Annotated in this window: 40 protein-coding genes; 34 read left to right on the top strand and 6 right to left on the bottom strand. The window is 44.1% G+C overall.

Annotated features, from left to right (window positions below; translation table 11 throughout):
* The 29 genes from AB4298_RS07680 to rplQ all read left to right on the top strand — a co-directional run.
* Positions 1 to 87 (top strand): EF-Tu C-terminal domain-related protein (locus tag AB4298_RS07680; protein WP_527251184.1); only part of this gene is annotated, 87 nt, incomplete at its 5' end.
* A gap of 360 nt (positions 88 to 447) precedes the next feature.
* A complete protein-coding gene (gene rpsJ / locus AB4298_RS07675; RefSeq protein ID WP_005503530.1) occupies positions 448 to 759 on the top strand; it encodes a 30S ribosomal protein S10 in 312 nt (103 codons plus the stop codon).
* Between the two features lie 29 nt (positions 760 to 788).
* Positions 789 to 1,427, top strand: coding sequence for a 50S ribosomal protein L3 (gene rplC / locus AB4298_RS07670; RefSeq protein ID WP_220765522.1), 639 nt, complete (start codon positions 789 to 791; stop codon positions 1,425 to 1,427).
* Positions 1,428 to 1,444: 17 nt separating this feature from the next.
* Complete coding sequence (rplD, locus tag AB4298_RS07665) at positions 1,445 to 2,050, top strand: 50S ribosomal protein L4 (RefSeq protein ID WP_012153458.1); 606 nt, start codon at positions 1,445 to 1,447, stop codon at positions 2,048 to 2,050.
* On the top strand, positions 2,047 to 2,349 hold the full coding sequence (gene rplW, locus AB4298_RS07660; protein ID WP_202723802.1) for a 50S ribosomal protein L23: 303 nt from the start codon (positions 2,047 to 2,049) through the stop codon (positions 2,347 to 2,349). Before rplD ends, rplW begins: the two co-directional genes overlap by 4 nt.
* 17 nt (positions 2,350 to 2,366) lie before the next feature.
* Positions 2,367 to 3,194, top strand: a complete 828-nt coding sequence (rplB, locus tag AB4298_RS07655; RefSeq protein ID WP_220781331.1) for a 50S ribosomal protein L2 — start codon at positions 2,367 to 2,369, stop codon at positions 3,192 to 3,194.
* Positions 3,195 to 3,205: 11 nt separating this feature from the next.
* Positions 3,206 to 3,484, top strand: coding sequence for a 30S ribosomal protein S19 (rpsS, locus tag AB4298_RS07650; protein WP_011863970.1), 279 nt, complete (start codon positions 3,206 to 3,208; stop codon positions 3,482 to 3,484).
* 15 nt (positions 3,485 to 3,499) lie between these two features.
* Positions 3,500 to 3,832 carry a 50S ribosomal protein L22 gene (gene rplV, locus AB4298_RS07645; RefSeq protein WP_012144645.1) on the top strand — a complete coding sequence of 111 codons (333 nt, stop codon included), beginning with the start codon at positions 3,500 to 3,502 and terminating at the stop codon, positions 3,830 to 3,832.
* Between the two features lie 9 nt (positions 3,833 to 3,841).
* Positions 3,842 to 4,531, top strand: coding sequence for a 30S ribosomal protein S3 (gene rpsC / locus AB4298_RS07640; protein ID WP_012153461.1), 690 nt, complete (start codon positions 3,842 to 3,844; stop codon positions 4,529 to 4,531).
* Positions 4,532 to 4,542: 11 nt separating this feature from the next.
* Positions 4,543 to 4,953, top strand: a complete 411-nt coding sequence (rplP, locus tag AB4298_RS07635) for a 50S ribosomal protein L16 (protein ID WP_012279176.1) — start codon at positions 4,543 to 4,545, stop codon at positions 4,951 to 4,953.
* Positions 4,953 to 5,144: a 50S ribosomal protein L29 gene (rpmC, locus tag AB4298_RS07630; protein WP_012144642.1), complete on the top strand. Its 192-nt coding sequence runs from the start codon at positions 4,953 to 4,955 to the stop codon at positions 5,142 to 5,144. Before rplP ends, rpmC begins: the two co-directional genes overlap by 1 nt.
* Entirely contained in the window at positions 5,144 to 5,392 is a 249-nt protein-coding gene (gene rpsQ, locus AB4298_RS07625) for a 30S ribosomal protein S17 (RefSeq protein ID WP_012153464.1), read from the top strand. Before rpmC ends, rpsQ begins: the two co-directional genes overlap by 1 nt.
* Before the next feature lie 179 nt (positions 5,393 to 5,571).
* The gene (gene rplN / locus AB4298_RS07620) at positions 5,572 to 5,940 is read left to right on the top strand and encodes a 50S ribosomal protein L14 (RefSeq protein WP_011863976.1); all 369 of its coding nucleotides are present in this window, start codon (positions 5,572 to 5,574) and stop codon (positions 5,938 to 5,940) included.
* An 11-nt stretch (positions 5,941 to 5,951) separates the two neighbouring features.
* Positions 5,952 to 6,266: a 50S ribosomal protein L24 gene (gene rplX, locus AB4298_RS07615; RefSeq protein ID WP_012153465.1), complete on the top strand. Its 315-nt coding sequence runs from the start codon at positions 5,952 to 5,954 to the stop codon at positions 6,264 to 6,266.
* A 13-nt stretch (positions 6,267 to 6,279) separates the two neighbouring features.
* Positions 6,280 to 6,819 (top strand): 50S ribosomal protein L5, encoded by a 540-nt coding sequence (rplE, locus tag AB4298_RS07610; protein WP_249000886.1) that lies wholly within the window; start codon positions 6,280 to 6,282, stop codon positions 6,817 to 6,819.
* A gap of 10 nt (positions 6,820 to 6,829) precedes the next feature.
* Positions 6,830 to 7,135 (top strand): 30S ribosomal protein S14, encoded by a 306-nt coding sequence (rpsN, locus tag AB4298_RS07605; protein ID WP_012153467.1) that lies wholly within the window; start codon positions 6,830 to 6,832, stop codon positions 7,133 to 7,135.
* A 24-nt stretch (positions 7,136 to 7,159) separates the two neighbouring features.
* A complete protein-coding gene (gene rpsH / locus AB4298_RS07600; protein ID WP_220781329.1) occupies positions 7,160 to 7,552 on the top strand; it encodes a 30S ribosomal protein S8 in 393 nt (130 codons plus the stop codon).
* 10 nt (positions 7,553 to 7,562) lie between these two features.
* Positions 7,563 to 8,093, top strand: coding sequence for a 50S ribosomal protein L6 (gene rplF, locus AB4298_RS07595; protein WP_249000885.1), 531 nt, complete (start codon positions 7,563 to 7,565; stop codon positions 8,091 to 8,093).
* Between the two features lie 11 nt (positions 8,094 to 8,104).
* Positions 8,105 to 8,455: a 50S ribosomal protein L18 gene (gene rplR, locus AB4298_RS07590; protein WP_012153470.1), complete on the top strand. Its 351-nt coding sequence runs from the start codon at positions 8,105 to 8,107 to the stop codon at positions 8,453 to 8,455.
* Positions 8,456 to 8,468: 13 nt separating this feature from the next.
* Complete coding sequence (rpsE, locus tag AB4298_RS07585) at positions 8,469 to 8,975, top strand: 30S ribosomal protein S5 (protein WP_012153471.1); 507 nt, start codon at positions 8,469 to 8,471, stop codon at positions 8,973 to 8,975.
* Between the two features lie 6 nt (positions 8,976 to 8,981).
* Positions 8,982 to 9,167: a 50S ribosomal protein L30 gene (gene rpmD, locus AB4298_RS07580; RefSeq protein WP_020912153.1), complete on the top strand. Its 186-nt coding sequence runs from the start codon at positions 8,982 to 8,984 to the stop codon at positions 9,165 to 9,167.
* Position 9,168: 1 nt separating this feature from the next.
* Positions 9,169 to 9,603 carry a 50S ribosomal protein L15 gene (gene rplO / locus AB4298_RS07575; protein ID WP_202723793.1) on the top strand — a complete coding sequence of 145 codons (435 nt, stop codon included), beginning with the start codon at positions 9,169 to 9,171 and terminating at the stop codon, positions 9,601 to 9,603.
* A 7-nt stretch (positions 9,604 to 9,610) separates the two neighbouring features.
* A complete protein-coding gene (secY, locus tag AB4298_RS07570; protein WP_012153474.1) occupies positions 9,611 to 10,951 on the top strand; it encodes a preprotein translocase subunit SecY in 1,341 nt (446 codons plus the stop codon).
* A 23-nt stretch (positions 10,952 to 10,974) separates the two neighbouring features.
* A complete protein-coding gene (gene rpmJ / locus AB4298_RS07565; RefSeq protein WP_006083579.1) occupies positions 10,975 to 11,088 on the top strand; it encodes a 50S ribosomal protein L36 in 114 nt (37 codons plus the stop codon).
* Positions 11,089 to 11,200: 112 nt separating this feature from the next.
* The gene (rpsM, locus tag AB4298_RS07560; RefSeq protein WP_012153475.1) at positions 11,201 to 11,557 is read left to right on the top strand and encodes a 30S ribosomal protein S13; all 357 of its coding nucleotides are present in this window, start codon (positions 11,201 to 11,203) and stop codon (positions 11,555 to 11,557) included.
* A 14-nt stretch (positions 11,558 to 11,571) separates the two neighbouring features.
* Entirely contained in the window at positions 11,572 to 11,964 is a 393-nt protein-coding gene (gene rpsK / locus AB4298_RS07555; protein WP_012153476.1) for a 30S ribosomal protein S11, read from the top strand.
* Positions 11,965 to 11,999: 35 nt separating this feature from the next.
* Positions 12,000 to 12,620: a 30S ribosomal protein S4 gene (rpsD, locus tag AB4298_RS07550; RefSeq protein ID WP_220781326.1), complete on the top strand. Its 621-nt coding sequence runs from the start codon at positions 12,000 to 12,002 to the stop codon at positions 12,618 to 12,620.
* A gap of 24 nt (positions 12,621 to 12,644) precedes the next feature.
* Positions 12,645 to 13,634, top strand: coding sequence for a DNA-directed RNA polymerase subunit alpha (locus AB4298_RS07545; RefSeq protein ID WP_028767958.1), 990 nt, complete (start codon positions 12,645 to 12,647; stop codon positions 13,632 to 13,634).
* Positions 13,635 to 13,673: 39 nt separating this feature from the next.
* Positions 13,674 to 14,066 (top strand): 50S ribosomal protein L17, encoded by a 393-nt coding sequence (gene rplQ / locus AB4298_RS07540; protein ID WP_012153479.1) that lies wholly within the window; start codon positions 13,674 to 13,676, stop codon positions 14,064 to 14,066.
* Between the two features lie 1,004 nt (positions 14,067 to 15,070).
* Here the strand turns inward: rplQ and ccmE are convergent.
* Genes ccmE through ccmA form a run of 5 tightly spaced genes read right to left on the bottom strand, consistent with a single transcriptional unit; the run spans position 15,071 to position 17,850 of the window.
* Positions 15,071 to 15,559 carry a cytochrome c maturation protein CcmE gene (gene ccmE / locus AB4298_RS07535; RefSeq protein WP_249000884.1) on the bottom strand — a complete coding sequence of 163 codons (489 nt, stop codon included), beginning with the start codon at positions 15,557 to 15,559 and terminating at the stop codon, positions 15,071 to 15,073.
* A complete protein-coding gene (ccmD, locus tag AB4298_RS07530) occupies positions 15,559 to 15,756 on the bottom strand; it encodes a heme exporter protein CcmD (RefSeq protein ID WP_249000883.1) in 198 nt (65 codons plus the stop codon). Before ccmD ends, ccmE begins: the two co-directional genes overlap by 1 nt.
* Entirely contained in the window at positions 15,756 to 16,502 is a 747-nt protein-coding gene (gene ccmC / locus AB4298_RS07525) for a heme ABC transporter permease CcmC (RefSeq protein WP_249000882.1), read from the bottom strand. The genes ccmD and ccmC overlap by 1 nt, the downstream gene beginning before the upstream one ends.
* 1 nt (position 16,503) lies before the next feature.
* The gene (gene ccmB / locus AB4298_RS07520) at positions 16,504 to 17,190 is read right to left on the bottom strand and encodes a heme exporter protein CcmB (RefSeq protein WP_249000881.1); all 687 of its coding nucleotides are present in this window, start codon (positions 17,188 to 17,190) and stop codon (positions 16,504 to 16,506) included.
* A 9-nt stretch (positions 17,191 to 17,199) separates the two neighbouring features.
* Positions 17,200 to 17,850: a cytochrome c biogenesis heme-transporting ATPase CcmA gene (ccmA, locus tag AB4298_RS07515; RefSeq protein ID WP_220781321.1), complete on the bottom strand. Its 651-nt coding sequence runs from the start codon at positions 17,848 to 17,850 to the stop codon at positions 17,200 to 17,202.
* Positions 17,851 to 18,173: 323 nt separating this feature from the next.
* Between ccmA and AB4298_RS07510 the strand changes: the two genes are divergently transcribed.
* Positions 18,174 to 18,467 (top strand): c-type cytochrome, encoded by a 294-nt coding sequence (locus tag AB4298_RS07510; protein ID WP_249000880.1) that lies wholly within the window; start codon positions 18,174 to 18,176, stop codon positions 18,465 to 18,467.
* A gap of 401 nt (positions 18,468 to 18,868) precedes the next feature.
* On the opposite strand, the gene ccmI is transcribed toward AB4298_RS07510, so the two are convergent.
* Positions 18,869 to 20,122, bottom strand: coding sequence for a c-type cytochrome biogenesis protein CcmI (gene ccmI / locus AB4298_RS07505; RefSeq protein WP_371986234.1), 1,254 nt, complete (start codon positions 20,120 to 20,122; stop codon positions 18,869 to 18,871).
* Between the two features lie 431 nt (positions 20,123 to 20,553).
* Here ccmI and AB4298_RS07500 point away from each other — a divergent pair, with 431 nt between their 5' ends.
* The 4 genes from AB4298_RS07500 to AB4298_RS07485 are packed head-to-tail and all read left to right on the top strand — an operon-like array spanning position 20,554 to position 24,163.
* On the top strand, positions 20,554 to 22,524 hold the full coding sequence (locus tag AB4298_RS07500) for a heme lyase CcmF/NrfE family subunit (protein WP_371986233.1): 1,971 nt from the start codon (positions 20,554 to 20,556) through the stop codon (positions 22,522 to 22,524).
* A 15-nt stretch (positions 22,525 to 22,539) separates the two neighbouring features.
* Positions 22,540 to 23,091 carry a DsbE family thiol:disulfide interchange protein gene (locus AB4298_RS07495; RefSeq protein WP_220781317.1) on the top strand — a complete coding sequence of 184 codons (552 nt, stop codon included), beginning with the start codon at positions 22,540 to 22,542 and terminating at the stop codon, positions 23,089 to 23,091.
* Positions 23,092 to 23,102: 11 nt separating this feature from the next.
* Positions 23,103 to 23,570: a heme lyase NrfEFG subunit NrfF gene (gene nrfF, locus AB4298_RS07490; protein ID WP_371986240.1), complete on the top strand. Its 468-nt coding sequence runs from the start codon at positions 23,103 to 23,105 to the stop codon at positions 23,568 to 23,570.
* Positions 23,567 to 24,163 (top strand): TlpA disulfide reductase family protein, encoded by a 597-nt coding sequence (locus tag AB4298_RS07485; RefSeq protein ID WP_371986232.1) that lies wholly within the window; start codon positions 23,567 to 23,569, stop codon positions 24,161 to 24,163. The genes nrfF and AB4298_RS07485 overlap by 4 nt, the downstream gene beginning before the upstream one ends.
* The last annotated feature ends 382 nt before the right edge of the window (positions 24,164 to 24,545 follow it).

Raw genomic sequence — 24,545 nt, 5'->3', positions numbered from 1 at the left:
ATCGCGATGGACGAAGGTTTACGCTTCGCTATCCGTGAAGGTGGCCGTACAGTTGGTGCTGGTGTTGTAGCTGAGATCGTTGCTTAATTAGCAACGGGTCTTAACTCGATACTGAAAAAGGCAGCTTAGGCTGCCTTTTTTAATGCCTAAAGAAAAGTGAGGGTAGGGCTGGTATTCCGGATCTGACTGTGTATAATGACGCCACTTTGTTGAAAACGGTTAATTTGACGGTATTTCAAACAACGGGCTTGATCTGAACGTTTAAATCAGTATAATAGCCCCTCGCCTTAACCATTAGGCGATTTAATTGGTCTGCCTTAGGGTTTGACGTAAAAAAACAGCGACTCCGATTGTGAGTCGAACGGCTAAATCATTTCACTCGGCTTTTCCTCTAAGGAAAGTTGCTTGAGGGTGATTTTTTTGTGTACATTTTAGGAGCTCTGGTCAATGCAGAACCAAAGAATCCGTATCCGCCTAAAAGGATTTGATCATCGTTTGATTGATCAGTCTACTGCGGAAATCGTTGAAACTGCTAAGCGTACCGGCGCGCAGGTTCGTGGTCCAATTCCACTACCAACGCGTAAAGAACGTTATACCATTTTGACTTCTCCACACGTTAATAAAGATGCACGTGATCAGTACGAACTACGTACTCACAAGCGTCTTGTTGACATCGTAGAGCCGACTGAAAAGACTGTAGACGCACTTATGCGTTTAGATCTTGCGGCTGGTGTTGACGTTCAGATTAGCTTGGGTTAATTGAAATCCAGTTAGAAGAGGTTTGAGAGATGGCTATCGGTCTTATCGGTCGTAAAGTAGGTATGACTCGCATCTTCAATGAAGATGGCGCGTCGGTACCTGTAACAGTAATTGAAATTGCTGCTAACCGTGTAACCCAAGTGAGAACTTTGGATACAGATGGTTACCGTGCACTTCAAGTTACTACTGGTACCAAAAAAGCTAATCGCATCACTAAACCAGAAGCAGGTCACTTTGCTAAGGCAGGCGTTGAAGCCGGTCGTGGTTTATGGGAAATGCGTTTGGCAGATGGTGAAGGCGAGGGCATCGAAGTTGGTGCTGAGCTTAATGTAGATATCTTCGCTGACATAGCGAAAGTTGATGTTACTGGTCAATCAAAAGGTAAGGGCTTCCAAGGCGGTATTAAGCGTTGGAACTTCCGTACTCAAGATGCAACACATGGTAACTCACTGGCACATAGAGCTAACGGTTCTATTGGTCAAAACCAAACACCTGGTCGCGTTTTCAAAGGTAAGAAAATGTCTGGCCACATGGGTGCAGAGCGTGTTACGACACAGAATCTAGAAGTAATTCGTGTAGATGCTGAACGTAACCTGCTTTTGGTTAAGGGTGCAGTTCCAGGCGCTACTAATGGCGACCTGATCATCAAACCAGCTGTTAAAGCTTAAGGTCTGAGGAGATAGTAATGGAATTGGTATTGAAAGACGCACAGAGTGCTCTTGAAGTTTCCGAAGCTACCTTTGGCCGTGACTTTAATGAAGCACTGGTTCATCAGGTAGTTGTAGCTTACGCTGCAAACGCGCGTCAGGGCACTCGTGCTCAAAAGACTCGCGCAGAAGTAACTGGCTCAGGCAAAAAGCCTTGGCGCCAAAAAGGTACTGGCCGTGCACGTGCTGGTACTGTTAAAGGCCCAATCTGGCGTGGCGGTGGCGTAACTTTCGCTGCTAAAACACAAGATCATAGCCAAAAAGTTAACAAAAAGATGTACCGCGGAGCGCTGAAAAGCATTTTCTCTGAATTGGTACGTCAAGACCGTCTTATCGTTGTTGAGTCGTTCGGTGTTGAAGCTCCTAAAACTAAAGAGCTGAAAGCTAAACTAAACGAAATGCAACTTGAAGACGTGTTGATTGTTACTCCAGAAGTTGACGAGAACTTGTTCTTAGCTGCTCGTAACCTGTACAAAGTTGACGTACGTGACGTTGCTGGTATCGATCCAGTAAGTCTAATCGCTTTCAACAAAGTACTAGTTACTGCTGAAGCTATTAAGCAAATCGAGGAGATGCTGGGATGATAAGCCAAGAACGTTTGCTAAAAGTTATTCTTGCACCACACATCTCTGAGAAGAGCACTGTGAATGCAGAAAATAACAACACGGTAGTATTCCGTGTAGCTATCGATGCAACTAAAGCTGAAGTTAAAGCTGCAGTAGCACAGCTATTTGAAGTTGAAGTTGATACAGTTCGTACTTTGGTTAACAAAGGCAAAACTAAGCGTCACGGTGCCCGTACTGGCCGTCGTAGCGATTGGAAAAAAGCTTATGTTACCTTAGCTGCTGGTGCTGACATCGATTTCGTCGGCGGCGCTGAGTAAGCATTAGGAGAATTATCATGGCAGTTATTAAGTGTAAGCCAACCTCTCCAGGTCGTCGCCACGTAGTTAAAGTGGTGAACAGCGATTTGCATAAGGGTAAACCTTTTGCAGGCCTGTTGGCGAAAAAATCAAAAAGTGGTGGCCGTAACAATACTGGTCGTATCACTGTCCGCCACGTTGGTGGTGGTCATAAGCAACATTATCGTCTAATCGACTTTAAGCGTAACAAAGACGGTATCCCTGCGAAGGTTGAACGTTTGGAATATGATCCAAACCGTACAGCTAACATCGCATTGGTACTTTACGCTGACGGTGAGCGTCGTTATATCCTTGCAGCTAAAGGCATGCAAGCTGGTGATAAGATCCAGTCTGGTATCGATGCAGAGATCAAGAGCGGTAACGCAATGCCTCTACGTAATATCCCTGTGGGTAGCGTAGTGCACGCAGTCGAAATGAAGCCTGGTAAAGGTGCTCAGATCGCGCGTTCAGCTGGTGCTTATGTACAAGTTATTGCTCGTGACGGCGCATACGCCACTCTACGTCTTCGCTCTGGCGAAATGCGTAAAGTGCCGGTTGATTGCCGCGCGACATTGGGTGAAGTTGGTAATTCCGAGCACATGCTACGCCAGTTAGGTAAAGCAGGTGCTAAGCGCTGGAGAGGCGTACGCCCAACAGTTCGTGGTGTTGCAATGAACCCAGTAGATCACCCACATGGTGGTGGTGAAGGCCGTACTTCTGGTGGCCGTCACCCTGTATCTCCATGGGGTCAACCTACTAAGGGTTACAAGACTCGTAGTAATAAACGCACCGACAAGTACATCGTACGTCGTCGCAATAAAAAGTAAGAGGATTCGCCATGCCACGTTCTCTCAAGAAAGGTCCATTCATTGACCTACACTTGCTGAAGAAGGTAGAGAAAGCGATGGAAGCTGGAGACAAGAAGCCTATTAAGACTTGGTCTCGCCGCTCTATGATCATTCCTAACATGATTGGAATGACCATCGCTGTCCATAATGGTCGTCAGCACGTACCTGTGTTCGTAACTGACGAAATGATCGGCCACAAGCTTGGTGAATTTTCACCAACTCGCACTTATCGCGGCCATGCTGCAGATAAGAAAGCGAAGAAGCGTTAATACGGGAGACATAAGATGGAAGTTTTAGCTAAACATCGTTTTGCCCGTACGTCGCCTCAAAAGTGTCGTTTGGTTGCAGATCAAATCCGTGGACTGCCTGTTGCTAAGGCTCTCGAAATTCTAACTTTCAGCCCTAAGAAAGCTGCAGTACTTGTTAAGAAAGTACTGGACTCTGCAATCGCTAATGCTGAGCACAATGAAGGTGCTGACATTGACGAACTAAGAGTTGGAGCGATTATGATCGATGAAGGTCCAACTATGAAGCGTATCATGCCACGTGCCAAAGGCCGTGCTGATCGTATAATCAAGCGCACCAGCCACATTACTGTGGTTGTGTCAGATCGCTAGGAGTTAGCAATGGGACAGAAAGTACATCCTAATGGTATCCGTCTGGGTATCACTAAGCCTTGGATCTCGACCTGGTACGCTGACAAGTCAGACTATGCCAATAACTTGAGCAGTGACTGGGAAGTGCGTAAGTTTCTTGAAAAGAAACTTAAGCAAGCATCAGTTTCTAAGATTGTTATCGAGCGTCCAGCTAAGAGTGTTCGCGTTACTATCCACACAGCCCGTCCAGGTGTTGTGATTGGTAAGAAAGGCGAAGACGTTGAGAAGCTACGCAACGCAGTTGCTAAGCTGACTGGTATTCCAGCTCAAATCAACATCGCTGAAATCCGTAAGCCAGAGCTAGATGCTAAGCTTGTTGCCGATGGCATCGCTTCGCAGCTAGAGCGTCGTGTTATGTTCCGTCGTGCTATGAAGCGCGCAGTTCAAAATGCTATGCGTCTTGGTGCTAAGGGTATCAAAGTTGAAGTGAGTGGCCGTCTAGGCGGCGCTGAGATTGCGCGTTCAGAGTGGTATCGTGAAGGTCGTGTACCTTTGCATACACTGCGTGCTGATATCGACTATTCTACTTCTGAGAGTCACACTCAATACGGTGTGATTGGCGTTAAAGTTTGGGTCTTCAAAGGCGAAGTTCTAGACGGCGTTCTACCTCAGCACGAAGAGCCGAAACAGCAGCCGAAGCGTAAGCCTCGCGGTAAATAGGAGAGCTGGCAATGCTGCAACCAAAAAGAATGAAGTTTCGCAAAATGTTCAAAGGCCGCAACCGTGGTCTAGCGAACGGCACTGAAGTTAGCTTCGGTGAATTCGGTTTGAAAGCTGTTGGACGTGGTCGTCTAACTGCTCGTCAAATTGAAGCTGCGCGTCGTGCTATGACACGTCACATTAAGCGTCAAGGTCAGATCTGGATCCGCGTATTCCCTGACAAGCCGATTACCTCTAAGCCTCTAGAAGTGCGTATGGGTAAAGGTAAGGGTAACGTTGAATACTGGGTTTGCCAGATTCAACCAGGTAAGGTTCTTTATGAGATGAATGGTGTATCTGAAGAGTTAGCTCGCGAAGCTTTCACTTTAGCTGCTGCTAAACTACCTCTAAAGACTACCTTCGTAACTAAGACGGTGATGTAATGAAAGCGAGCGAACTAACAGAAAAGAGCGTTGAAGAATTGAACGCTGAACTGCTTGGTCTGCTGCGTGAGCAGTTTAATCTGCGTATGCAACACGCCACTGGTCAGTTGACTCAGACTCATCAGCTTAAAATCGTGCGTCGCAACATTGCGCGCGTTAAGACCATTATTACTTCTAAGGCGGGTGCATAATGTCTGATACTATCCGTACTTTGCAAGGTCGAGTACTTAGCGACAAGATGGACAAGTCTATCACTGTAGCTATTGAACGTAAGGTAAAACACCCTTTATACGGTAAGTTTATCAAGCGTACTACTAAGATCCATGCACATGACGAACAAAATCAGTGTAATGCTGGCGATATCGTGACTATTCGCGAATGCCGTCCGCTGTCTAAGACTAAGTCTTGGACTCTGGTTGAAGTAGTAACAAAAGCCTAAGCTTATTAGGTATTTAAGCAAACGGCTCCTAAAGTTGGGGCCGTTTTTATTTTTAGTACTATCTATTCCTATTTTTAGGTGTTACACTTGCGCGCCAAATTTGACTAAATTAAAGTCGAAATTTGAGTGAAATGTAGCCCCTTTGTGGGATTGTAAGTAACGATAGCGGAGCACTTAAAATGATCCAAATGCAATCGACTCTAGAAGTCGCCTGTAATAGTGGCGCTCGTAGAGTTCAGTGTATTAAGGTCTTGGGTGGCTCTCATCGTCGTTATGCCGGTATCGGCGACGTCATCAAGGTTTCTGTTAAAGAAGCTATTCCTCGCGGTAAAGCGAAGAAAGGTGATGTATATAACGCGGTGGTAGTCCGTACTAAGAAAGGCGTACGTCGTCCAGACGGTTCTGTCATTCGCTTCGATCGGAACGCAGCGGTATTGCTTAACGCAAACCTTGCACCGATTGGTACTCGTATCTTTGGACCTGTGACACGTGAACTGCGTACTGAGCAGTTTATGAAGATTGTGTCATTGGCACCAGAAGTACTGTAAGGAGCTTCAAAATGGCAGCTAAAATACGTCGTCAAGACGAAGTAATTGTACTAGCAGGTAAAGACCAGGGTAAACGCGGTAAGGTTTCTCAGGTTCTTCCAACTGGTAAATTAATTGTAGAAGGTATCAACCTTGTTAAGAAACACCAAAAGCCAAACCCACAATTGGGCGTAGCTGGCGGTATTGTTGAGCAAGAAGCACCTATACAAGCATCAAACGTAGCGATTTTCAACTCTGCCACTGGCAAAGCTGATCGCGTTGGTTTCCGATTTGAAGACGGCAAAAAAGTTCGTTTCTTTAAGTCGAACAGTGAACTCGTTAAGTAATTTGGAGTAAACGATGGCGAAACTGCATGATAAATACAAAGAGACTGTTAGTCCTGAACTTGCTAAAAAGTTCGGTTTTACCAGTGTCATGCAAGTCCCTCGGATTGAAAAGATCACCCTTAATATGGGTGTTGGCGAAGCAGTAGCAGATAAGAAAGTTATGGAGCACGCGCTTCGTGACATGACTGCTATCGCTGGTCAAAAGCCAGTAGTGACTGTAGCTCGTAAGTCAGTTGCTGGTTTTAAAATCCGTGAAGGCTACCCAATCGGCTGTAAGGTTACACTGCGCGGTGAGCGTATGTGGGAATTCTTAGAGCGTTTAGTTGATATCGCAATCCCGCGTATCCGTGACTTCCGTGGTTTGAGCGCTAAGTCGTTCGACGGCCGTGGTAACTATGCGATGGGCGTACGTGAGCAAATTATCTTCCCAGAGATCCAATACGATAAAATCGATAAGATCCGCGGTATGGATATTGTAATCACTACTTCTGCGACGAATGATGAAGAAGGCCGAGCTTTGCTCGAAGGCTTTAACTTCCCATTCAAGAAATAAGGGTAGCGTAATGGCAAAAAGTTCAATGAAAGCACGTGAAGCAAAACGTGCACAGCTCGTAGCTAAGTTCGCTGAAAAGCGCGCTGCACTTAAAGCTATCATTAGCAGTCCAACTACATCTGATGATGATCGTTGGGATGCAGTACTTAAGTTACAAGCTCTACCACGTGACTCTAGCGCAGCGCGTCAGCGTAATCGTTGTAGTCAAACTGGTCGCCCACATGGTTTCCTACGTAAATTCGGCCTTAGCCGTATTAAATTACGTGAAGCAACTATGCGCGGTGAAGTTCCTGGTCTTCGCAAGGCCAGCTGGTAAGCACTTGTCACGGAGTAAGCTAATATGAGCATGCAAGATCCTATTGCGGATATGTTAACACGTATTCGTAACGGCCAAGCTGCTAAACACGTATCTGTGAAGATGCCTTCTGCTAAGCTTAAAATCGCTATCGCGAAAATGCTTAAAGAAGAAGGTTACATCACTGACTACGCCGTAGCAGATGAAGCCAAGCCTGAATTGGAAATCACTTTAAAGTATTTCCAAGGTCAGCCAGTCGTTGAGACTATCCAGCGCGTTAGCCGTCCTGGTCTTCGTATTTACAAAGGTAAAAACGAACTACCAAAGGTTATGGGCGGACTGGGTGTCGCTATCGTGTCCACTTCTAAAGGTTTGATGACTGATCGTACTGCCCGCCAAAATGGCATGGGTGGGGAAGTTATCTGCTACGTAGCATAAGGAGCTAGCAATGTCTCGTGTCGCAAAAGCACCAGTCGCTATCCCTGCAGGCGTAGAAGTGACTTTAAACGAACAAACTATCACCGTAAAAGGTACTAAAGGTAGTTTGACTCGAGTTATTAACTCTGACGTTTCTGTTGTTGTTGAAGACAATGAAATCAAGTGTTCACCAGTTGAAAGCGCTAAAACCGCTGCTCAAGCTGGTACAGCTCGTGCATTAATCAACAACATGGTTGTTGGTGTTTCTGAAGGTTTTGTTAAGAAGCTTCAGTTAGTTGGTGTTGGTTACCGTGCAAAACTTGCCGGTAAAGATATCGATCTAACTTTAGGTTTCTCACATCCTTTGGTTCACAAACTTCCAGACGGCGTTACAGCTGAATGTCCATCACAAACTGAAATCGTACTTACTGGTACTGATAAGCAGTTGATCGGACAGGTTGCAGCTGAGATTCGCGGTTACCGTCCACCAGAGCCTTACAAAGGTAAAGGTGTTCGCTATGCTGACGAACAAGTACGCCGTAAAGAGGCTAAGAAGAAGTAAGGTAATACGATATGGATAAGAAAACATCTCGCTTACGCCGCGCTCTACGTGCCCGTAAGAAGATCCAAGAGCTGGGCGTTAATCGTCTGGTTGTACATCGTACACCACGTCACACTTACGCTCAGGTCATTAGCCCTGAAAACGTAGTGTTGGCGGCAGCTTCTACTGCTGAAAAAGCAGTAACAGAGCAGCTAAAGTACACAGGTAACGTAGATGCAGCTAAAGTAGTGGGTAAAACCGTTGCTGAGCGCGCTATCGAAAAAGGCGTAGCTGTAGTTGCATTCGATCGTTCCGGCTTCAAGTATCACGGTCGCGTTGCTGCATTAGCAGACGCTGCTCGTGAAGCTGGCCTCAAGTTCTAAGGAATGATGAAAAATGGCTAAATTTGAAGCTCAACAGCAAAAAGACGATCTGCAAGAGAAGTTAGTTGCAGTTAATCGTGTTTCTAAAGTAGTTAAAGGCGGACGTATCTTTAGCTTCACTGCACTAACAGTAGTGGGTGATGGTAACGGTAAAGTTGGCTATGGCTATGGTAAAGCGCGTGAAGTACCAGCAGCAATTCAAAAAGCAATGGAAAAGGCTCGCCGTAACATTGTAAACGTAGAATTGAACAATGGTACTTTGCACCACCCTGTAAAGGGTCGTCACACTGGTTCACGTGTATACATGCAACCAGCCTCTGACGGTACCGGTATTATTGCCGGTGGCGCAATGCGTGCCGTATTGGAAGTAGCAGGCGTTCATAACGTTCTGTCAAAAGCATACGGTTCTACTAACCCGATCAACATCGTTCGCGCTACTGTCGATGCGTTGGTGAATATGAAATCACCTTCACAAATCGCAGCTAAGCGTGGCCTGAATGTTACTGAAATTCGAGGTTAATGCACCATGGCTACTAAAACACTTAAAGTAACTCAGACCAAAAGTTCAATCGGCCGCTTACCAAAGCACCGTGCAACTTTAACTGGTCTAGGTCTACGCCGCATTAATCACACTGTTGAACTAGAAGATACTCCTTCTGTTCGCGGTATGATTAACAAGGTTTACTACATGGTTTCGGTGGAGGAAGTATAAGATGCGTCTAAATACTCTATCACCTGCTGCAGGTGCTAAATCAGCAGCTAAGCGTGTAGGTCGCGGTATCGGTTCAGGCCTTGGTAAAACTGCAGGTCGTGGTCACAAAGGTCAGAAGTCTCGTTCTGGCGGCGGTGTTCGCGTTGGTTTCGAGGGTGGTCAGATGCCACTTAAGATCCGTCTACCTAAGTTCGGTTTTACCTCGCGTACTGCGTTGGTATCAGCTGAAATTCGCGTTGGCGAATTAGCTAAAGTTAACGGTGATGTTATCGACCTAAATGCGCTGAAAGATGCGAATCTAGTTACTCGCAACATACAGTTTGCTAAAATCGTTCTTTCAGGTACCATTGAGCGCCCAGTGACCGTTAAAGGTCTGAAGGTAACCAAAGGTGCACGTGCAGCTATTGAAGCTGCCGGTGGCAAGATCGAGGAATAATACGTCGATGGCAAAACCAGGACTTGATTTAAAAAGCGCGAAAGGCGGTTTATCAGAATTGAAAACCCGTCTCCTGTTCGTGATTGGTGCAATTATCGTCTTTAGAGCCGGTTCGTTTGTACCAATTCCTGGTATTGACGCTGCTGTACTAGCAGAGCTGTTTAATCAGCAAAAGGGGACCATCCTAGGCATGTTTAACATGTTCTCTGGTGGTGCCCTTGAACGTGCCTCTATCTTTGCATTAGGTATCATGCCGTATATTTCGGCATCGATCATTATGCAGTTGTTGACTGTGGTACATCCTGCACTAGCTGAATTGAAAAAAGAAGGCGAGTCGGGACGTAAGAAAATCAGTCAATATACTCGATACGGCACATTGGTCCTGGGTACGTTCCAGGCAATCGGTATTGCAACAGGTTTACCGAATCTAGTTCCAGGGTTAGTTGTTAACCTAGGATTTAGTTTCTACTTCGTTGCAGTTGTGAGCTTAGTGACAGGAACAATGTTCCTAATGTGGCTAGGTGAGCAAATTACCGAAAGAGGCATAGGTAACGGTATCTCGATTCTTATTTTCGCAGGTATTGTTGCTGGTCTGCCATCTGCTATCGGCCAAACAGCCGAGCAGGCGCGTCAAGGCGACTTGAATGTACTAGTATTGTTGTTGCTGGCAGTGATTGTTTTCGCTGTCACTTATTTTGTGGTATTCGTTGAGCGTGGACAACGTCGTATCGTTGTTAACTATGCTAAGCGCCAGCAGGGCCGTAAGGTGTTTGCAGCGCAAAGTACTCATTTACCACTTAAGATTAATATGGCTGGTGTAATCCCGCCTATTTTTGCGTCCAGCATCATTTTGTTCCCAGGCACACTGGCTCAGTGGTTTGGTCAAAATGAGTCCATGTCATGGTTAAGTGATTTTTCACTAGCTGTGTCACCAGGACAACCGCTGTACTCATTATTATATGCAACAGCGATTATTTTCTTCTGTTTCTTCTATACTGCGTTGGTGTTTAACCCTCGCGAAACAGCTGACAACCTGAAGAAGAGTGGTGCGTTTATTCCCGGGATTCGTCCTGGAGAACAGACTTCGCGTTACATTGATAAAGTTATGACTCGCTTGACATTAGCAGGCGCGTTGTATATTACCTTTATCTGCTTAATTCCGGAGTTCATGTTAATTGCGTGGAAAGTACAGTTCTATTTTGGCGGTACTTCACTACTAATTATGGTAGTCGTAATCATGGACTTCATGGCTCAGGTTCAGACCCATATGATGTCTCATCAGTATGAGTCTGTAATGAAGAAAGCTAACTTGGTAAACAAAGCGAATTTAGATCGCTTTGGTCGCTAAGCTAGTAATCTCGGAGTGATGAAATGAAAGTTCGAGCTTCCGTGAAGAAGATCTGCCGTAACTGCAAGATCGTAAAGCGTAGTGGCGTTGTACGTGTGATTTGTGTTGAACCTAAACACAAACAGCGTCAAGGCTAAAAAAAATTGACCAGCCCAGTCCGGGCTGGTCAAAATATTATTTGCTAAATTGTCGTCTGTCGAGTATCCTACCGGGCTTTTCACAGATGACCTTTAACTTAAGGAGTGCATAGTGGCCCGTATCGCTGGCATTAACATTCCTGATCAAAAGCATACAGTCATTGCATTGACTGCTATCTACGGCATCGGTCGTACTCGCGCACAAGCTATTTGCGCGGCTACTTCAATTGCTGAAGATGCTAAGATCAAGGAATTGAGCGAAGCTCAAATTGATACTCTACGCGAAGAAGTTGCCAACTACATTGTAGAAGGTGATTTACGTCGTGAAGTTTCCATGAACATCAAGCGTCTTATGGACCTTGGTTGTTACCGTGGCCTTCGCCATCGTCGTAGCCTTCCCCTTCGTGGGCAACGTACTAAGACCAATGCGCGTACGCGTAAAGGTCCACGTAAACCAATTAGAAAGTAACGGGGTAAACCAAAATGGCTAAAGTTCCGTCACGTTCTCCGCGTAAGCGTGTACGTAAACAGGTTGCTGATGGTATGGCGCATATCCATGCGTCTTTCAACAACACAATTATTACCATTACAGATCGTCAAGGTAACGCACTATCTTGGGCAACTTCTGGTGGTTCAGGTTTCCGTGGTTCACGTAAATCTACCCCATTTGCTGCACAGGTTGCTGCTGAGCGCGCAGGTACTGCTGCTCAGGACTACGGTGTTAAAAACCTAGAAGTTTTTGTGAAGGGTCCAGGTCCAGGACGCGAATCAGCGATTCGTGCACTAAATTCGGTTGGTTACAAGATTACTAACATTACCGATGTGACGCCTATCCCTCATAATGGTTGTCGTCCTCCTAAGAAACGTCGCGTTTAATTCGTCGTTTTTAATAGGATAGTTGGAGAAAGAACATGGCAAGATACTTGGGTCCAAAGCTCAAGCTCAGCCGCAGAGAAGGTACAGACCTTTTCCTAAAGAGCGGCGTGAGAGCAATCGATTCGAAGTGTAAGCTTGAAACTGCACCTGGACAACACGGCGCTCGTAAGACCCGTCTGTCTGAGTATGGTGTTCAGCTACGCGAGAAACAAAAAGTTCGTCGTATTTATGGTGTGCTAGAAAAGCAATTCCGTAACTACTACAAAGATGCTGCACGTACTAAAGGTAACACTGGTGAAAACCTACTTACTCTTTTAGAAACCCGTCTAGATAACGTTGTTTATCGCATGGGCTTTGGTGCAACACGCGCTGAATCACGTCAGCTAGTTAGCCATAAGTCAATTATGGTTAATGGTAGCGTCGTTAACATTCCATCATTCAAAGTGTCTGCGAATGATGTAGTGAGCGTTCGTGAAAAGTCTCGCACTCAAGCTCGTATTAAAGCGGCTTTAGAAGTGTCGGCTCAACGCGAAAAGCCAACATGGGTTGAAGTTGACAACACTAAGATGGAAGGTGCTTTTAAGCGTGTTCCTGAGCGTAGTGATTTGTCTGCGGAAATTAACGAACAGCTGATCGTCGAACTTTACTCTAAGTAAAGTTAAAACAAAAGAGAGGACACAATGCAGGGTTCTGTTACAGAATTTCTTAAACCGCGTCTCGTTGATATCGAGCAGGTTAATCCAACACGTGCCAAGGTTACACTGGAGCCGCTAGAGCGTGGTTTTGGTCATACTCTAGGTAACGCGTTGCGTCGTATCCTATTGTCGTCTATGCCAGGCTGCGCGGTTACCGAAGTAGAGATCGATGGTGTACTGCATGAATACAGTAGCAAGGAAGGCGTGCAAGAGGATATCCTTGAGATACTATTAAACCTTAAAGGTTTAGCTGTAGTTATCGAAGGGAAAGACGAAGCTATGCTTACGCTAAGTAAGTCAGGCGCAGGCCCTGTTACTGCAGCAGATATCACGCATGATGGTGATGTTACTATCATGAATCCTGACCATGTTATCTGTCACTTGACAGGTAATAATGACGTCAGCATGCGTATCCGCGTAGAGCGTGGTCGTGGTTATGTACCGGCTTCTGCCCGTGCACAAACTGAAGACGATGATCGCCCTATCGGCCGTTTGTTGGTTGATTCTTCGTTCTCACCAGTTGCTCGCATTGCATACAATGTAGAAGCTGCTCGTGTTGAACAGCGTACAGACTTAGACAAACTCGTTATCGATATGACCACTAACGGTACTATTGATCCTGAGGAAGCTATCCGTCGTTCAGCGACAATTCTAGCAGAACAGTTAGATGCGTTTGTTGAGTTACGTGATGTGACTGAGACTGCACCAGTAGAAGAGAAGCCGGAGTTCGATCCGATATTGTTGCGTCCTGTCGACGATTTAGAGCTAACTGTACGTTCAGCCAACTGTTTGAAGGCTGAAGCGATTCATTACATCGGCGATCTGGTACAACGCACTGAAGTTGAGCTGCTTAAGACTCCTAACCTAGGTAAGAAATCTCTTACTGAAATTAAGGATGTGTTAGCGTCTCGCGGACTGTCGTTAGGTATGCGTCTGGAAAACTGGCCTCCAGCTAGTTTAGCAGACGACCTTTAAGTCCAGATTAGTACAGATATAGGTAATAAGGATTAGGTCATGCGCCATCGTAAGAGTGGTCGTCAACTAAACCGTAACAGCAGTCATCGCCAAGCTATGTTCCGTAACATGGCATGCTCAATAGTTCGTCACGAAGTGATCAAAACTACTGTAGCTAAAGCGAAAGAACTGCGTCGCGTAGTTGAACCTCTAATAACACTTGCTAAGAGTGATAGCGTTGCAAACCGCCGTTTGGCATTTGCTCGTACTCGCGACGCTGAAGTCGTAGGTAAGTTATTTACTGAATTGGGTCCACGTTTCCAGGAACGTCCTGGTGGATATACCCGTATTCTTAAGTGCGGTCTACGTACTGGTGACAAAGCGCCAATGGCGTACATTGAACTAGTAGGTCGTCCAGAAGCAGCTGAAGCTGTTGAAGACACTGCAGAGTAAATAAGTCTTAGTTTTAAAAGGCCGAACATTAGTTCGGCCTTTTTTATGCCTGCCGTTTATCAAAATCGAGTTAATTATTATCGAACCTCCTACTTTTAGTCCCTGTTAAGCAGTAACCCTAGCCTCGTCAAAATTAGTCGCTAAGGGGAGCTATAACACCTAGCTATTATTCTTTGTCATATAGAACACTGCACTCTATTTAACTTTTGTGTGTTGGTTTAACTATGCCTCGCTTTGTATATGTTCGGCACACTTTTAGGAGGCGGTTTCTTTAGTTCATCTGCATTCGAGTGTTCGGAATTCGGAAGATAGTAGATTCTGAATTATTCTATACGTCCAGAAAGTCCGGTTAGCTTTGGGCTAGTTTTTAGGACGCTTCTTGCTAAAGTTTTTTAATCTTCTAGTAGCTAAAAGGAGATTGAGTCGTTACGCAGAGCCTATAAATTGGCTCTGTCTGCTTGATGGATAGGTTTGCTTTACTGATTTAATGTTTCTATACACGCATGACTTCGCTAAAGGTATACAGTGATACAGTTTTTATTAAATCGATGAGCTGTTGAGCCTCCCCCTCGGTGCCGCACTATAAGATCTCTTAAGGGACTCATGCACAACCTCGATAAACTTGATGCTTTAGATAAGGAAATGTGAGAGTTATTTGTTATTTAGCTTGAATCTATATATGACAATCAATGGGGGATAATAGTTGGCGTTTAATGGCTATCATTTGATAAGTGATAGCTGTCGACCAAGTTTCTCATAGCTTATACTAGGAGGATTGGCTAGATAGCTCTATATACGGCTATAAGAGGCTTTCGACGACTAAACAAGTATTTAGGTTGAAACTCGACATTTCACTGATATGGTACGCTGGATTAGCCTAGAGGGTGCAATTTAGTAGAGATGTTTGTTCATTAGTCTGTGTACGATACATTTCACCTAAACGCTGTAGATAGTAAAAAGCCCTCTTAAAGAGGGCTTTTGATTAAAACGTTTTTCAGCCTAGCTTAGTAGCCAGATGACTTTTGATCTTGGTTATAGTCTAGCTTTTCATGAGACTGGCCCATAGCTTCAGCTACTTCTGGCGGCATGTAGTTTTCATCATGTTTTGCTAGTACTTCAGTCGCTTCTAGAACGCCTGGCTTAGCTAACACACCTTGAGCTACAATACCTTGGCCTTCACGGAATAGGTCTGGTAATAGGTCGTCATAAGTAACGATGATCTCGCCGCCTGCAGCGTCATGTACGGCAAATTCAACATGCAGACTTTCTGGATCTCGAACCATAGAACCTACCGTAACCATGCCACCGACACGAATGCGTTGGCCGATTTCTGGCATAACGCCGGTGTCTTTTTTACCTTGTACAATCTCTGTAGGGGTAAAGAACAGGTTTAAGTTCGAATTCAAAGCATATAGAAGCAAAGAAGCGATAGCTGCTACACCACCAATTAGGGCTACAGCAAGGGTAAGGCGTTTCTTTCGTCTTGGGTTCACTATTTTGTACTCCGAGTTTCTTTTAGGCGTTCTTCGCGTTGCATCTTTTTCGCGATCTCTACTAACACCTTACGTTTCTGTCTAACGCTTAGGATCACTAATGTGCCTAGCGAGAAAAAAGTTACACCGTAAGCAAGCCATACATAGAATGCGTAGCCGCCCATATTGATAAATTCACTAATTGAGTCGAACTGCATTATTTGACCCCTTCTGCTTTAGCAAGTTCACGAACCCATGGACGCATGCCATTTCGTGCCAAAATTTCTGATCTAAATCTCACTAATGTAATAGCACCAATCATTACACCGAAGCCAACTATATTAATTAGTAGTGGATATAACATTTCTGTAGGCATAGAAGACTCTTCAGTAATCTTAATTGTTGATGGCTGATGTAACGAGCTCCACCAATCTACAGAGTATTTAATAATTGGAATGTTAATTACACCAACGATCGCTAGGATACCTGCAGCTCTTGCTGCCAATACTTTATCTTCAAACGAAGCATAAAGAGAGATAACTCCTAGGTATAAGAATAGTAGCACTAGTTCAGACGTTAAGCGTGCATCCCAAACCCACCATGTGCCCCACATTGGCTTGCCCCATGTTGCACCAGTAATCAAGGCAATAAAGGTAATGACTGCGCCAATAGGTGCGATAGCTGCAGCAGCCCAGTCTGCAGATTTGATTTGCCAAACTAAACCGATAAATGAAGAGGTTGCCATGGCCATGTATGCTGCCATAGACATAGAAGCCGCAGGCACGTGGATAAAGATAATTCGGTAACTGTCACCTTGCTGGTAATCAGTTGGAGCAAACACTAAGCCCCATACCGTGCCAATGCCAATCATTGATATTGCTAACATAGCAAACCAAGGGAGCAGGGTGCCTGAGAGTTTGTAGGCGCGTTCAGGATCCGCGTATGAATGTAACCATTTCCACATTTTAGTTAGTACTCACTCGTAAGGATGCACCAATTGCAAATGGTGCTAACGTTAATGAACCGACCAACATTGCGCCAATAATCGCAAGTTGACCATCATAAGGTAAATTCATACCAGCAGCGTCAATCGCGCTAGTAGCAAAAATTAAAACTGGGATATACAAAGGTAAAATCAATAGGCTTAACAGCACGCCACCTTTGCGTAATCCAACTGTCAGTGCAACACCAATTGCGCCAAGTAAACTGAGCACAGGAGTTCCTAATGCTAGTGTGGCAATTAAGGCTCCGTAACTATTGCCATCTAGGTGCAACAATACTGCAAGTAGCGGCGCGACCAATATCAAAGGTACGCCTGTTAATATCCAATGTGCTAATACCTTAGCTAATACCATTAGCGGCAGTGGCTGAGGGCTTAATAGCATTTGCTCTAAGCTACCATCTGCGTAATCAGCTTTAAATAGACGTTCAAGCGATAGCATTGATGCTAATAGTGCTGCTACCCAGATAATTCCTGGTGCTACGCGTGTTAATACTTGCGGCTCAGGGCCTATTCCCAAAGGGAATAGTGTAACGACTAAAACAAAAAACAGTAATGGGTTAAAAATATCGCCACGATGACGCACAGCGATTTGCAAGTCGCGCTTTAACAGTGTGCTAAATGCTTTGGTATAACTGATGCCTTTGTTCATTGCTAAACCTTATACAAAGCGATAGTCGAGACGGATCTTACGTAAAATATCATCGCCAATCACACCCATATCTTGGTGTGTGGTTAATATTACGCAGCCGCCGCGTTTTGCATGGGCTAAAAACAGATGTTCAAGTTCTTCTACGCCTTTCTTGTCGATAGCCGTAAACGGCTCATCTAACAACCATATCTTACAGTTTGTATGCCAAAGTCTAGCTAAGGCTGTTCGTCTGTGCTGACCTGCTGATAGGTGCCCTGCGAGCGCTTCTTCAAAACCTGAGAGATTGACTTTTGCAAGGATCTCACGGGCATCGAAATCATCATACCCACTGATCCTTAAATTGAAGTTAAGATTTTCTTCAGCCGTTAACTCGCTTTTAACACCTGCAAGGTGTCCTAGGTACAACAATTCGTCATTGTACTCGTCGCGACAACGGTTAATGTCTTCACCTTTGAAGTTGATTTGCCCTGCATATGGGCGAGATAAACCAGCGATAATCCGCAAAAGACTTGTTTTACCTGCACCATTTGGGCCTTCAATTTGAACAATCTCACCTTCGGTTATATCGAAGCTAAGCTCATCAAATAAAATGCGTTCTTCCCTTATGCAAGTTAAGTTATTAGCTGATACCAGTGTTGTTGCTTTTGATTCTTTTACCACTGAGCCCTCTATATCAAGCTGTATGAAAACACAAGTGATACTAACACATACACTTTCAAGCGTTTAGTCTTGCTTAGTGCTAAGTGTCAGCAATTTGATGTAGTTCGAATATTATGTATTTTCTATGAACTTTTTAAACATTTGCTAATATATTAACGTTTTTGCGAACTATGTCTTGTGAAACAGCATTTATCGCGATTAATATCACAAAAAGATGTGATTTGTTGAACTTTGTAGTAACCTAGTGCCGTTATAAGAATAAGTCTGCCAACCTAAAAAGGGCAGCGTGAGCTCTGTTAGAATTTGCATTAGGAACGTATAAGATGAAAAAATTGTTAGTACTGACTGCAGCTGCAGCTTTGACTCTGTCTACAAGCGCATTTGCTCAAGATGGTAAGGCCGTATATGACAAGGCATGCCAAGTATGTCACAGCATGGGTGTTGCCGGTGCGCCAAAATCACATGATGCAGCTGCGTGGGAACCACGTCTAGGTAAAGGTATGGACGCTTTAGTCTCTTCTGTTAAGTCAGGCCTTAACGCTATGCCACCAGGTGGTATGTGTACTGATTGTACTGATGACGATTACAAGAATGCAATCGAGTACATGTCTAAGTAATTATTACTTTTTCGCAGTATCAAAAACCGACGAATGTCGGTTTTTTTGTATCCGGAATTTAAGTATAGGTTTGCATTGTAGCGGAAATCGCTTACTAGCTATTGCGTCAGGAGCATATGAGAGAAAGAGAGTAAAGGCATGTCTTTGTGTCACTTGATTTGATTAATTGTTGTATCGATTGTGACTGTATTTTTTATTCAGATTTGCTTCTCTAGTTAGCTTCAATTCTGTGACTAGCTCATTTTGATGTCATGTTAGGTAAAGCCTGAACCATCTCACTTCGCAAACCATTTGCTTTAGCTTCGGAGTAAGTAATCTCATAGTTAAAAACGACGACACTTTTACTTTTATTTGAGACATAAAAAAACCGGCTAAAGCCGGTTTTTTAAATTGGGATTGGATTACTGCACTTGAGTATCTAGTATCAGCTGGCCAGTGTCACCCACTTTAACCATAGCTAGAGTGCCTTGGATATCGCCAGTTTGCGCTCTTACGCTACCATGCTTAGATAAGATCGCGATAACTTCAACAGAATCTGCATCACTTAATTTAACATTGCCACCCATATTGGTGCTGTCATCTAAAGTGATAGTAACTGGTAGTGACTCTGCAGAAATCTTAGTTGCAGCTAAAGGTACTTTTGGACCTTCAGTTGAGCGTGCAAAGATGAAAAGCATATCAGTGCTCGCCACTTTAGCTTGTAATTCTGGAGAGATAGATACCTCTACAGTCACTGTCTGTGCTGTTGCTTTAGGCTCAACGTTTTTGTGTGCATCATCATTTGGCATTGCACCATCAGTGCCCAATCGCATTTTTGCGCTGTTAATTGCGTTCATGATTGCGCCGCGATCAACATCGGTACGGTCGCTATCAAGAATTAGCTGCCATGCGTCAATTGCTTTTGGATAGTCAGCAGTAAAGAATGAATCCATACCAACTAGCAGCAATGTCGATGGGTCTTCGGCATCAAGTGCTAAAGATTGGTCTACTAGTGCTTGAACTGCTGGGGTCATCTGTTGGTTTGAACGGTAATAAAGAGCAGTCGCTTTAGGACCAAGTAACTCAGCATGAACACCTACAAGATCCATTGTCTTATCGAATGCTTTAATTGCGTCGTCGTAACGGTTTGCAGAAATATAAGCGTGACCTAGGTTAAACCAAATTTGGCTGTTTTCTGGTTCTGCTTGAGCTTGCGCTTCCATCATCTGCACGCGCTGAGACATAATCTGTTCAGTTGTTTGGCCTGCATGAGGGTCATTGGCCGTCATTGGTTGGTCAAGGTTTTTATATGCACCCAGGGTAGAGTACATGTAACCACAAATACCAATAACAACTACAGACATAACTGATGGCCACATTATGCTTTTAGGCTTTAGCTTATTCACAAGTGATTCATCATCACCTTGCTTCATATCTTGCAATAAGCTGATCTCAAGTTCTTTTTTTAGAGCATCGAATTCAGGCTGATCAAGTAGATCTTCCTGCAGTTCTTTCTCTAAAACCGAGAGACGTTCATTAAATAATTCAAGGTTGGTATCTTTACGAACACCCGCTTCTTCAGCTCTGAGCATACGCTGCTGGCGGAAGTGTGGGACCCAAATCAGCGCTAGGCTGACCAACAGAAATGAGGCTATTAAAATCCAGAATGTGGTCATTATGTCTATTTCACTTTCGTTTGCGAAAAAGCGGATTCACCGCTGAACTAGGTATAAGATTATACGTAAAGATTATTCATTGAACAGTAATATAACCTTAAAAGCTCATAGTTGAGTACTTGTTCACAGATTGATTCTATTTGTAAATTTTCTTGAAACTTACGGGAACTTTGCCAGTCAGACTTTAAAATTTCGCCAAATTTGCTTGGTTTTTAGCGAAATGTGACGTGCATTTGTTTATGTGTGTTTGTTAATAAGATAGGTGAAGAATGCGACAAGTCACCCATATTTGTACGAAATAGGCAGACATTAACAATAGCAAATACTAAACTGAGCTAAAATTTGTACCTTTTAGTAGTGTTAACTGCAAACACGTATGTAATGATTAAGTGAACGCTTAACCATGCATGATTTAGGACTGAGGAAAACCCATGATCCCAGAATTAGGACACTTTTCGCTGATTATCGGCCTGGCTTTTGCCATGCTGTTAGCCATCGTCCCTTTAGTAGGTGTAGCTCGTAAAGACCAATACCTAGTGCGCTATGCTTGGCCACTTAGTTACGGTATGTTCTTCTTTATTTTCTTATCTGTTGTCGCGCTAGGTTATAGCTTTGCGGTCGATGACTTCTCTGTTGCTTATGTCGCACATCACTCTAACTCTGAATTGCCAATCTTCTTTAAGATTGCCGCGGTATGGGGTGGTCACGAAGGCTCTTTGCTATTTTGGGTATTCTCATTAGCAGCATGGGCAGCTTCAGTTGCACTATTTAGTAAGGGATTAGAAGAAGTCTTTACTGCGCGAGTTCTTGCAGTATTGGCAATGATTCTAATCGGCTTCACTTTATTCATGGTGCTTACCTCTAGTCCTTTTGAGCGCTTATTCCCTGTTCCTATGGAAGGCCGAGATCTTAACCCAATGTTGCAAGACGTTGGTTTGATTTTCCATCCTCCAATGCTTTACCTAGGCTATGTAGGCTTCTCTGTAAGCTTTGCATTTGCTATCGCAGCATTGATGAGTGGTCGTCTTGACTCTGCATGGGCTCGTTGGAGCCGTCCTTGGACATTAGCTGCTTGGGTATTCCTAACTGGTGGTATCTCATTAGGTTCTTGGTGGGCATATTACGAATTAGGCTGGGGTGGCTGGTGGTTCTGGGATCCAGTTGAAAACGCTTCATTCATGCCTTGGTTGATCGGTACTGCACTGGTTCACTCGTTGATTGTTACAGAGAAGCGTGGTGCGTTCCGTAACTGGACTGTATTACTATCAATCTTTGCATTCTCACTGAGTCTGCTAGGTACCTTCATCGTACGTTCTGGTGTACTAACATCGGTACACTCATTCGCGGCAGACCCTAGCCGTGGTATGTTTATTCTATTGCTTCTCGGTTTAGCTATTGGTGGTTCTCTAACCTTGTTCGCCTTTAGAGCAAGTGAGATGAGTAGCCCTGCACGTTTCGAGCTTAAATCGAAAGAAACTATGCTGCTAGTATGTAACCTGTTACTAACAGTTGCGTGTGGCACAGTATTGCTAGGTACTTTATACCCACTTCTAATCGATGCATTAGGTATGGGTAAGATTTCTGTAGGACCTCCATACTTCAACGCAGTATTCGTACCAATTGTATTGGTGCTATTTTGCTTCATGGGTATTGGTCCAATTATTCGCTGGAAGAAATCTAAAGCCGGCGAGCTTAAGCGTCAGGTTATCGTCCCAGCAGTAATTGCTGCAGTTGTTGGTTTAGCTGCTCCTTTCATAGCTGGCGGTGAGTTTAACGTTTGGGTTGTATGTGGTATCGCAACAGCTGTATGGGTCACTTTGATGACATTCCGTGCAGCATACAACATCGTTAAGACTAAAGATGGCACTGTCGATATGACGCGTTTGGGTCGTAGCCAATTAGGCATGATCATCGCTCACTTAGGTATTGCAGTTTCAGTTGTTGGTGCCACAATGGTGTCTAACTACTCATTAGAGAAGAGTGTCCGTATGGGCCCTGGTATCTCTCATGAGCTAGCAGGTTATACCTTTAACTATGTTGAAACTAAAAACGTAGTAGGTCCTAACTACACCGCACAGCAAGGTCAAATCGAAGTTTACCAAGGTGATGATTATGTTACCTTACTAAGACCTGATCGTCGTCAGTACAATGTTCGCACAATGGACATGACTGAAGCGGGTATCGATTGGGGTCTATTCCGTGACCTTTACGTAACAATGGGCGACCCAATTAGTCGTACAGAATATGCTGTACGTATTAACTACAAGCCTTTCGTTCGCTGGATTTGGTTCGGTTCTATTTTCATGATGGTTGGTGGCTTCTTCGCTGCTTCAGATAAGCGTTACCGCGCTAAAGCTGTAAGCACTGTAAAGAAAGCGACTAGTAAGTTAGCAACGGCTTAATTGGAATAGCTCAGTATGAAAAAGCTAGTATTATTTATTCCACTCGTCGTGTTTTTAGGTATGGGAGTGTTCCTTTATAAGGGACTCTTCCTTAACCCTCAAAAACTCGATTCAGCGTTAGAAGGAAAGCCGATCCCGGCTTTCCAGTTAGAAGTGTTGGAGTCAGGGGATACCGTGACTAATGAAACACTGAAAGGTAAGGTTGGTTTATTGAACGTGTGGGCGACATGGTGTCCTTCATGTAAATATGAGCATCCATTCCTAATGACACTAGCGCGTAAAGATATTTTACCTATTTATGGTATTAACTATCGCGATGAACGAGCGTTGGCCATCCGAGAGTTGAGTCGCGAAGGTAACCCTTACGCGATCAATATTTTCGATCATGACGGACGCCTTGGTTTAGATTTAGGAGTTTATGGTGCGCCAGAAAGCTTCCTTGTCGATCATAAAGGGGTCATTCGTTACCGTTACGCGGGTCCTATCGATCGCAACGTATGGAAAGAAACCCTTTATCCAATGGTGCAACAGCTACAAGCTGAAGCAGCTAAGGACGGTGCATCATGATTAAGTCGCTAATGAAAGGCTTTACTGCAGCAGTTTTACTAATGAGCATGGCATTTTTTGCTAATGCAACACCAGTAGATACATATCAGTTTAAGTCTGTTGATAACCAAAAGCGTGCGCTAGAGTTAGCTCACTCTCTACGTTGTCCGCAATGTCAGAACCAAAACCTAATTGACTCTAACTCTCCGGTTGCTCAAGACTTACGTCTGGAAGTGTACCAGATGGTAGATGAAGGTAAGGCTGATAACGAAATTGTTGAGTTTATGACAAGCCGTTATGGTGAATTCGTTCTATATAAGCCAAGAATGGAAGCAAAGACTTATGTTCTTTGGTTAGGACCATTCGCATTATTGTTATTTGGTGGTGTGATTGGTTTCTTCTTTATTCGTAAACAGCGTATTGCTGAGGCGAATAACCAAGATCTGAGTAATGAAGATCAGCAAGAATTGGATCGTCTTTTAAAGAGAGACGCAAAATGAGATCGATCTTAGTGGGCTTTGTTGCTGCAACTATGTTGTTAGCTGGTGGCGCGCAAGCTTATCCAGGAATGGAAAAGCAAGAAAAGACTCAAGTGCAATCAAGTGTCGATCTAATCAGCGTTTTACCTAAACCATTTCCGATTGAAGCTGTACCATTTAAAGATAGTAAAGGTGCTGCTGTAGACTTTAGCCAATATAAAGGCAAAGTGATCATGGTAAACATGTGGGCCACTTGGTGTCCTCCATGTGTAAGAGAATTACCGGCGATCAGCCGCTTCTCTGCCAAGATCGGATCGAATGAGTTTGAAGTATTGCCAGTATCTATCGATCTAGAAGGTAATAAGCAGGTAGAGCCATTCCTAAAGTCATTAGGTATGGAAGATTTCAATACTTATTATGATAAAGAGCAAAAGCTTGGTCAGGTATTTCCATTGGATACCATCCCAGCAACTTTCATTCTTAATAGAGAAGGGGAGTTAATTGCTTTTGTTCGTACCTTTGTAGATTGGGATGACGATAAAGCGGTAACACTTATAAAAGGTTTTCTTGCTCAAACTGCAGAAGCAGAGCAAGTGGGTGACCAAGCTGATTAGAGATAACAGCATTTATACTTAAAAAAGGGGCTTTTAGCCCCTTTTTTGTACGTATCGTTTGATAACTATTCGTTTGATTCGAAAAAGCTAATTTTATTGAAAACAGCCCTTGCGCTACTCTGAGATATCCCTATAATGCGCATCCACTGACACGGCACAGCAGGCTAACTACCCAGCGTAAACGCTAGATAGAACGGGACTTGCAGCGCAATCAGTACTTCTTTTAAGTAAGAGGTGAGGTTCGAAAATCGAAAGAGATTTGAACCAGGTGACAATCGCTTTAGAAGCTCAATTAGATGTGACTTGTATAAAGAATCATCGCTTGAAAAACTTCTTAAAATAAGCGCTTGACGCCAACACTAGGAAGTGTAGAATACGCCTC

Source organism: Shewanella sp. 10N.261.52.F9, from assembly GCF_041471165.1.
Classification (GTDB): Bacteria; Pseudomonadota; Gammaproteobacteria; order Enterobacterales; family Shewanellaceae; genus Shewanella; species Shewanella marinintestina.
This window is presented reverse-complemented; position numbering and strand designations above follow the sequence as displayed.